Source organism: Paenarthrobacter sp. CM16, assembly GCF_013179505.1.
Lineage (GTDB): Bacteria > Actinomycetota > Actinomycetes > Actinomycetales > Micrococcaceae > Arthrobacter.
Genome location: NZ_JABMCX010000199.1, coordinates 1 through 8,840 on the forward strand (window position 1 = coordinate 1; position 8,840 = coordinate 8,840).

General features: G+C 63.4%; 8 protein-coding genes. 7 read left to right on the forward strand and 1 reads right to left on the reverse strand.

The window, feature by feature from the left end:
- Positions 1 to 234: 234 nt before the first annotated feature.
- The 4 genes from HP499_RS16485 (at position 235) to HP499_RS16500 (ending at position 4,994) form a co-directional block, all read left to right on the forward strand.
- On the forward strand, positions 235 to 1,920 hold the full coding sequence (locus tag HP499_RS16485) for an ABC-F family ATP-binding cassette domain-containing protein (RefSeq protein WP_172325302.1): 1,686 nt from the start codon (positions 235 to 237) through the stop codon (positions 1,918 to 1,920).
- 154 nt (positions 1,921 to 2,074) lie between these two features.
- Positions 2,075 to 2,422, forward strand: a complete 348-nt coding sequence (locus tag HP499_RS16490; RefSeq protein WP_172325303.1) for a molybdopterin oxidoreductase — start codon at positions 2,075 to 2,077, stop codon at positions 2,420 to 2,422.
- Complete coding sequence (locus tag HP499_RS16495) at positions 2,422 to 3,375, forward strand: NAD(P)/FAD-dependent oxidoreductase (protein WP_172325304.1); 954 nt, start codon at positions 2,422 to 2,424, stop codon at positions 3,373 to 3,375. Before HP499_RS16490 ends, HP499_RS16495 begins: the two co-directional genes overlap by 1 nt.
- A 155-nt stretch (positions 3,376 to 3,530) precedes the next feature.
- Entirely contained in the window at positions 3,531 to 4,994 is a 1,464-nt protein-coding gene (locus HP499_RS16500) for an amino acid permease (RefSeq protein WP_172325305.1), read from the forward strand.
- A 330-nt stretch (positions 4,995 to 5,324) separates the two neighbouring features.
- Here HP499_RS16500 and HP499_RS16505 read toward each other — a convergent pair whose 3' ends face one another.
- Positions 5,325 to 6,194, reverse strand: a complete 870-nt coding sequence (locus HP499_RS16505; protein WP_172325306.1) for a DUF1295 domain-containing protein — start codon at positions 6,192 to 6,194, stop codon at positions 5,325 to 5,327.
- Between the two features lie 98 nt (positions 6,195 to 6,292).
- Between HP499_RS16505 and HP499_RS16510 the strand changes: the two genes are divergently transcribed.
- The 3 genes from HP499_RS16510 to HP499_RS16520 form a co-directional block, all read left to right on the forward strand.
- Positions 6,293 to 6,772: a MarR family winged helix-turn-helix transcriptional regulator gene (locus HP499_RS16510; RefSeq protein WP_172325307.1), complete on the forward strand. Its 480-nt coding sequence runs from the start codon at positions 6,293 to 6,295 to the stop codon at positions 6,770 to 6,772.
- Positions 6,769 to 8,637, forward strand: coding sequence for a long-chain fatty acid--CoA ligase (locus tag HP499_RS16515; protein WP_172325308.1), 1,869 nt, complete (start codon positions 6,769 to 6,771; stop codon positions 8,635 to 8,637). Before HP499_RS16510 ends, HP499_RS16515 begins: the two co-directional genes overlap by 4 nt.
- Positions 8,638 to 8,645: 8 nt before the next feature.
- On the forward strand, positions 8,646 to 8,840 hold a 195-nt coding region (locus HP499_RS16520), incomplete at its 3' end, for a DUF2177 family protein (protein ID WP_253951641.1).

The following is an 8,840-nucleotide window of genomic DNA, read 5'->3' on the forward strand; positions in this document are numbered from 1 at the left end:
CTGGACTGCGGTCACGTACTGGTTGAGCTGCATGACACCATTGTGACGCCATGATGGTGTCAAATCAAGGAAAGTCCTGAAGCAGTGGTCAGCTCCTGCGGTTCGGCTTGACGAGGCCGCCTTCTCGGGGCAGGCTGGAGCGATGAAGTCTTGAGCGCAGCCCCACATCTGTGGCTGCATCCCCAGTACCCACACGGCTTTAAGCCACCCACTGCGGACTAGCGAGGATCCCTCTTGACTGACCACCTTTACCTTTCCGGCGTTTCCCACGGCTATGGGGACCGCGAACTTCTGAACAACGTTGACCTCGTCATCCACCACGGCGAACACGTAGCAATCGTCGGTGAAAACGGCGCAGGGAAGTCCACGCTGCTGCGGCTGCTCTCAGGGGTGGAAACGCCCGACGACGGCGCCGCCGGCCTGAGCGGCAACCCCGGGTATCGCGTGGGTTACCTCGCCCAGACCCACGGCTTCTCCGAGTCCGTGACGGTAGGGGATGCCATCGATTCTTCCCTGGCATCGCTGCGTGCCCTTGAAGCCCAAATCCTCGACCTCGAGTCAGGCCTCGCCGATGCCGGCAATGACGAACTTGAGCTCTACGGAAGCCTGCAGACGGAGTACCAGCTCCGCGAGGGCTACGCGGCCAAATCCCGGGTGGAAGCCGCGTTGGACAAGCTGGGGCTGGGCGGCTTGGACCGGCGTCGAACGCTTGGATCTTTGTCCGGTGGCGAGCAGGAACGGGTGGCGCTCGCCTGCTTGCTGGCCGATCCCGCCGAAGCGTTGCTCCTGGACGAGCCCACCAACCATCTGGACGCGAACGGAACCGCGTGGCTTGAATCGCGGCTGGCCGCGCACCGGGGCACCGTGGTGGTGGTCTCGCATGATCGTGTCCTGCTGCGGAAAGTAGCCACCACCATCATCGAAGTGGACGCCGATCGCCGGTCCGTGAACCGCTACGGAAATGGTTATGAAGGCTACCTCCGCGAGAAGGCGGCGGAACGTGCACGGTGGATCCAGCAGTATGACGAATGGCTCGATGCCATGGCCGCCGAACGCCTCCAGGCCGCCACTGTGGGTGACCGCATGGGCTACGGACGCAAACACGACAACGACAAGATGGCTTTCGGGTTCAAAGCAGGCACCTTGCAGAGCGCGGTCTCCAGTAAAGTCCGCAACGCCCAGGAACGGCTCCGGAGACTCGAGGAAAACCCGGTGGACCGGCCGCCCGTGCCGCTGAAGCTGGCGGCACCGTTGGGCTCAGTGACTGATGCGGTGTCCGAGCACGCGCTGGAAGCCCGCAGCGTCAGCGTCCCGGGGCGGCTGCAACCCACGGACCTAACAGTGGAAACCGGCCAAAAAGTGCTCATCACCGGGCCCAACGGCGCAGGAAAATCCACGCTGTTGTCAGTGCTGACGGGGAACCTGGAGCCCGCTACCGGCTCCGTATACGTTAACGGGACGGTGGGCTACCTGCAGCAGGAATTGGAGGTACTGGCCCGCCCGTCGCTCCGGTTGCTTCCTGCGTTCGCTGCGGGACTGGGCGGAAACATTGATGAACACGCGGAGGGCTTGCTCCGGCTGGGACTATTCCGCCCTGCCGAATTCCACGTGCCTGTTGGCGGCTTATCCGCCGGACAGCAACGCCGGCTGGCCTTGGCGCGGCTGCTTCTGGGCGGGTACCAAACCATGATCGTTGATGAGCCCACCAACCATCTGGCACCGGTATTGGTGGAACAACTGGAGTCAGCGCTGGCCTCGTTTGCCGGGACCTTGGTGATCGTGAGCCATGACCGCGCCTTGGGAGAGTGGTTCGATCACTGTGCTCGGGTTGAGGGCGGTGGCCGTGCCGCCGCCTCCGGCCGGGGCGCTTCGGCAGGTTCATGGTTCCGCTACGGGATGCAGGGCGGCGAATTGCTGTAGTCCGCAGTGCCTTGGCCAGCAGGTGGTTCACCGCCGGTGAGCTGTTCGCAAAGCGATCGTTACCCCCAGTATTGCGGGCGGAAACACGGGATCGAGCATCCTGAAACAACGGCAGAGCACCATGGGAAGGGAACCGGCCCAAAGGACTTGTCCCGTGATCATCCAGAATCTCTTCCTGCAGGGCATCTACCACTTTGAAGGCAGTGGGCTGGATAAACCGGTTCCCATCCACGCCGAGCTCTCCCACTTTGTCCCGGACGGCGTGGTCAACCAGACACTGTACTTCCGTGGCGGCAATTCAAGCCCGGAGCTTGTTACCGTGGTGCTGATGCGCGACCGCATCCCGCTGCGCTATTTCCCGATCGGTGCCAAGGGCGATGTCCACGTGCCCCTCAGGGTGGTGGAGGACACGGAAGGCGGCTCGGTGATCGAGTTGTTCATCGTGGCCCCTGCGGGCGTACGGGGTTCGGTGGTGGTGGACCTCGGCATGGTGGAGCACTGATGAAGAAACAGTTGGTGGTGATCGGCAACGGCATGGCCGGTGCCCGGGCGTTGGAGGAAATCCTGGCCAGGGGCGGCGGTGATCTCTTCGACATCACCGTGTTCGGCGACGAGCCATACGGAAATTACAACCGGATGATGCTCGGCCAGGTCCTGGCCGGGGAGGCAAGCGAAGCCGGGATCATTCTCAATTCCCTGCCGTGGTACCAGGAGAACAACATCACCCTGCACGCCGGGGTCCGGGTGGATCGGATCGACAAGTTCAGCCGGCACGTTTTTGCCGCCGATGGCCGCGTTGTCCAGTACCACCACGTGATCATCGCAACCGGGAGTCGGCCTTACCTGCCGCCCATGGAGGGGCTTTTCACACCCAGCGGGACTCTCCGCCGCGGCGTCTTCACGTTCCGGACCATGGACGATACCCGCAGGATGATGCAGTTCGCCGGGCTCGGGCAGCGCAGGGGTCAGCAGGGCAAGGTTGTGGTGCTGGGCGGTGAGTTGCGGGGGGTGGAGGCGGCCCGGGGTTTGCGGGCCTGCGGCTTGGAGGTCCACCTGCACGCCGGAAACCGGCCCACTGCCATCTTGGGGTCGGACCACATCAGCGGCGTCAGCCTGCGCGATCAACCCGACCTCGACTGCGACATGGTGGTGATCACCGCAGGCAACAGACCCAACGTGGATGTCGCCGTCGTCAGCGGTTTGGCGGTGGAGCGCGGGATCGTGGTGGATGACCATCTGCGGGTGATGGACGAGGACGGGATCTACGCCGTGGGGGAGTGCGCCCAGCACCGGGGTGAGGTGTATGGGCACCTGGCTCCCTTGTGGGATCAGGCCGCCGTGCTGGCCGACCACATCACGGGAGCTGACAGATCGTCGATGTATCCGGGGTCCCCGGCAGCAGTTGTCCACAGCCCCTTGTTGCCTGCGTCACGGGCATTCGGGTTAATCCCGTAAGATAGACGGGTTGCGCGAAGCTTCGGCGTTCTGCGTTCTTTGTCACACTTCGGCTCCTCAAAGCAGGAAAAGCTCGAATTATGTGTGCCAAAGACGCCCGTGTTCCGGCATGGGCGTGACACCTACAGCAACACCCCAACCCACAAGGAACAGCTGTGCCGCAAAGTACTCCCACAGATCTCCAGAGCTCCAAGGCCTCATCCGCCGCCTCGGGCTCAACCCTCAGTGCCGAGGGATACCAGAAGACCCTGAGTCGCCGCCACGTGACCATGATCGCCATGGGCGGCGCCATCGGCGTCGGCCTCTTCATGGGTGCCGGCGGCCGCCTGGCCTCCACCGGCCCGGCCCTGATCTTCTCCTACGCCATTGCCGGCGTCATCGCCTACCTGCTGATGCGCGCGCTCGGTGAACTCATCATGTACCGCCAGACGTCCGGCTCCTTCGTGAGCTACGCCGGCGAAATGTTCGGCAAGAAGGGTGCCTTCCTTTCCGGCTGGATGTACTTCATCAACTGGGCCATGACAGGCATTGCCGAGCTCATCGCAATCGGCTTGTACTTCCAGTTCTTCTTCCCGAATGTGCCCATTGAACTGTCCGCCATCGCCGCGCTGGTGCTGCTGGTGGCCGTGAACCTGTTCAGCGTCAAGGCGTTCGGCGAGTTCGAATTTTGGGCTTCCTGCCTTAAGGTCGCGGCCATCGTGATCTTCCTGGCCGTCGGCACCTTCATGGTGGTCACCAACGCCAAGGTCGGTGACGGCAATGCGTCCGTGGCCAACCTCTTCCACGAAGACGGCGGCATGTTCCCCAAGGGTGGCCTGGTGATGATCCTGGTCCTCAACGCCGTGATCTTCGCATACAACGCCATCGAGCTCGTTGGCATTACCGCAGGTGAGATGGAAAACCCGGAACGCGAAGTTCCCAAGGCGATCCGCGCCGTCGTGGTCCGCATTGTTGTTTTCTACGTCGGTTCGGTGACGCTGCTGGCGATGCTGCTGCCCTCGGATCAGTACGTTGCCGGCACTTCTCCGTTCGTTACCGTGTTCGGCCAGATGGGCCTGGGCTGGATGGGTGATGTCATGAACATGATCGTCATCACCGCCGCGTTGTCTTCCTGCAACTCCGGCCTGTACTCGATCGGCCGTATCTTCCGCACCATGGCCAACAACGGCCACGCACCGCAGTGGCTCACCAAGATGTCCACCCGCCACGTGCCGTACGCCGCAATTCTCGCGATCGGTGGCGTCTACCTCGTAGGCATCCTGCTCAACATTTGGCTGGGCGGCTCCTACGCGTTCGACCTCGCGCTGAACACGGCCTCCATCGGTGTGATCTTCACGTGGGGCTCAATCTTCGCCAGCCAGATCGCCCTTCGCAAGAAGCGCGGCAAGGTTTCCAGCCTGCCGATGCCCGGTTCTCCGTGGACCAGCTGGCTTGGGCTCATCGCTTTGCTGGCCATCACAGTGCTGATTGGCTTCGACTCCATGACCAACAAGGAAACCGGCGAGGTCTTCCTGCTGGGTCTCTGGACACTCGCCACCATCCCGTTCTTCGCGCTGGTCCTCTGGCTCGGCTGGCAGAAGGTCAAGAACAACGAACCCAAGAGCGAGCTCTTCAGCTAAGCCGCCCCTGGTTCCAGCATTTCAAACGTACGACGGCGCGTGCCTCCTTCCGGAGGGCACGCGCCGTTTGCGTTAGGGGGCTTCGCGTTGTGGGGCCCGCTGTGCGGCCTAAGTGGGGTGTGAAGCGCGCATACCGGGCCTCGCAACGCAGGGAGGTCGCGTTGTGGGGCCTGCTGTGCGGTCTAAGTGTGGTGTGAGGCGCGCATACCGGGCCTCGCAACGCAGGGAGATCGCGTTGTGGGGCCTGCTGTGCGGCCTAACTTGGGTGTGAAGCGCGCATACGGGGCCTCGCAACGCAGGGAGGTCGCGTTGTGGGGCCTGCTGTGCGGTCTAGCTGAACTTGGGGATCAAGACGGGAGTGCTCTCCTTGTACTCCTCGTACCCGGCCTCCCCGCCCCAGGTCTTGTCAGCCTTCTTCTCCAGCAGGGGGATGCCGCTGACCTTGGTGAGCAGGAGGGTCACGAACACCGGGGAAATCAAAGCAACCCACTGCCAGCCCTGGAGCACCGGGATGGCGATGATGGCCACCCCGGTCCACAGGAGGATCTCCCCGAAGTAGTTGGGGTGCCTGGACTTGGCCCACAGTCCAGTGGAAATGAACCGTCCCTTGTTGGCGGGATCGGCCTTGAACCGGCTCTTCTGCTTGTCGGCCACGATCTCGATGACGAATCCGGCCGCCCACAACACGAATCCGAGGACCGCCAGCCAGTCCAGGGCTACCCGGTTGGTGCTGGTGATGGCCACCCAGGCTGCAGCTGCCGTGAATACCACCCAGAGTCCTTGGATGGTCCAGACGTTGAGGAAACGGACCAGCGAGGGCTTGATGTCGTCGAAGCGGTCGTCCTTGCCTGCCTTGTGGATCCGGCGGGACAAGAACGTGCCCAGCCGGAGCGCCCATGCGGCCACCATGGCTGCGAGGAGGAGCGAGCGGACATCGATCCCCGGCGTCGCGATCACCAGCAGCACGGTAATGGCCACATAGGTCAGGGAGCCGGTGAGGTCGAAGTAATTTTCCGTTTGTGCCTTGAACGAGGGAATGAACACCAGCCACTGGATGATGAACGCGCCGGCGACTGCTGCCGCGAACAGCGGAACTCCGGCGAGGCTTGCCCCATGGTGGCTTCCGGCCGCGGCGACGAGCGCCCCCAGCAGTACCACCACGGGAAGGGCGATGAGACCTTTCCGGTCTGATTCCTTCACGAGGGTGTTTCCTTTCTCGGTGGCTGCACGCGCCGGACTTTGCAGCCGCCGATACCTAGCCTGTTTGATGTTCAAACTAATTTGATTACTATATAACCATGCAAAACCATCAGAAGGCTACCGGTGACTCCGGGCATCCGGTTTCCCGGACGTTGCAAGGCCTGTTCGGCCTCGCTAACGAGACCGAGCGCAAAGTAGCCCAGGCACTGGGACTCAATCTCACCGACTACCGCGCCCTCACTGTCCTGGCTGATTCGGGTCCTGTCACAGTGGGCGTCCTCGCCTCTGATCTGGGTGCCACCGCCGCCACCACCACCGCGCTGGTCAGTCGCCTGGAAGCGCACGGCTATGTGGAGCGCCTCCGCAGCACCGAGGACCGGCGTCAAGTCCATGTCAACGTCACCACCACGGCATCCCGTCGGATCAAGGACCTGATGCGGCCGCTCCTCTCTGCTGCCAATGCCCACCTGGACGGATTGCCCGCTGACCACCAGGTCGTCGTCGGGGATTTTCTGGACGCCGTCCTGGACCTCATGCAGGACCACCTGCAGTCGCTCTCGGCAGAGGATGCCCGGTGAGAGAATTCACCTCGCCGCCGCTGATCGATCTCGCCAACCACCGCAATGCCACCGAACTGCTGATGCAGCGACTCCGGACAAACCCAGGGCACGTCGCTTTCGAGGTCCGCGCTGCAGATGCGGCCGTTACGGAGCCATGGCGGCAGGTCACCACCGAACAGTTCGTTGACGAAGTCCGGGCGCTGGCCAAGGGGTTCATCGCCGCAGGCATCCAGCCGGGGGAGTCCCTGGCCATCATGTCCCCAACCCGGTACGAGTGGGCTCTGGCCGATATGGCCGCCTGGTTCGCCGGCGCCGTCGTGGTTCCCGTCTACGAAACCTCAGCGGCACCGCAAGTGACGGCGATCCTTGCCGATGCCGATGTCCGGCTCGCCGTAGCCGGCAGCGCGGTTCACGCCGCTTTGCTGGAGCAAGGGTTCAACCATGCAGGAATCCAGCCGCTGGGGATCTGGACCATCGATGCCAGGCCCGGCGCGGACCTGACGGACCTGGTGGCACGCGGCGTCGGAATGCCGGAGAGCACTGTGGAGGAGCGGCGTCTTCTGGCTGACCTGGACTCCGTAGCCACCATTGTCTACACCTCCGGCACCACAGCTGCTCCCAAGGGTGCCCTGATCACCCACGGCAACTTTGTGGGCCAGGTGCTCAATGTTGCCGGCGCCTACACCGAGGTGGTCCGCGAGGGTGGAAACACCATCATTTTCCTGCCCATGGCGCACGTCCTGGCCCGTGGCCTCCAGCTGATCTGCCTGGCCAACGGCATGCGTATTGCCCACTTGTCTGATCCCCGCGACGTCGTCCCTGCGTTGGGTGCCCTGAAGCCCACGTTCCTGGTGGTGGTTCCGCGCGTGCTGCAGAAAATCCAGGCATCCGCCGCTGCCGCCGCAACGCAGAAACGGCTGGGACGCGTTTGGGCTGCGGCGCAACGCACCGCCGTGGAGTGGGGACGGTTTGCTGAAGCGCACGACGCCGATCCCCACCTGCGTGCCCCGGCCGGCCTTCGCCTGCGGCGGGCTCTGTTTGACCGCCTTTTCTATGCCCGGTTGCGGAAATTGGTGGGCGGGCGGCTCGATTATCTCCTGTCCGGCGCGGGGGCGCTGGACGCCGATCTGTCCCTCTTTTTCCGCGGACTGGGACTTCCCGTCATTGAAGGCTATGGCCTCACCGAAACCACAGCCCCGCTGACGGGCAACCTCCCCGGATCCATCAATTCCGGGTCCGTGGGTGTCCCCATGCCCGGAACCACCGTGCGTCTTTCGGACGAGGGGGAGGTGCTGGCGCGCGGAGTGGGCGTCTTTGCCGGCTATCGGAGGGAGTCGGACGACGCAGAAGCCTTTGTGGACGGCTATTTCCGGACCGGCGATCTGGGCGAATTGGATCACCTGGGCCGGCTCACGCTGAAGGGCCGGATCAAGGATGTGATTGTCACCGCCGGCGGGAAAACCATCTCCCCGGCCATTTGGGAAGGCTACGTTGAAGGGGATCCCTTGGTGGCCCATGCCGTGATGGTCGGGGAGGGCAAGCCGTATCTCGGTGGGCTGGTGCTGCTGGATCCCGAGTCCTTGGCCGCGTGGGCGGAACGTGAGGGCATCGCGGACCTCAAAGGGCTGCGGATCCCGGACGACGGCGGTGCTGTCCAAATTGATGACGTGCGGCTTCTTGCGCTCATTGGTCAGGCCGTCAGTGACGCCAACGCGAAAATTGCCCGTTCGGAGCAGGTCAGGCGGTTCGTCCTGCTCCTGACGGACCTCACGGAGGCCAACGGGATCGTGACACCCACCATGAAGCTCAAACGCGGTGCCTTTACCGAACGCGCACGGCACATCGTGGACAGCCTTTACGCTGACACCCGGCGCCAGGGATGAGCCGCGGCATGAAACGCTGGCTTCTGTCCTACGCCCTGGCTGCACTGATCTTCGCGGTCATTGATGTCGCATGGATCGTCACTGTGGCACAGCGGCAATATGAAAGCCAGATCGGACACCTCCTCGCCGCCAGCCCGCATCCTGTAGGGGCTGTCCTGTTCTACCTCGTCTTCGTTGCAGGGATTGTTCACTATGGGGTGCGG

Excerpts from the sequence above, each read along its gene's own strand:
- HP499_RS16495 (WP_172325304.1), top strand. The coding sequence starts at position 2,422 with ATGAAGAAACAGTTGGTGGTGATCGGCAACGGCATGGCCGGTGCCCGG.
- HP499_RS16510 (WP_172325307.1), top strand. The coding sequence starts at position 6,293 with ATGCAAAACCATCAGAAGGCTACCGGTGACTCCGGGCATCCGGTTTCC.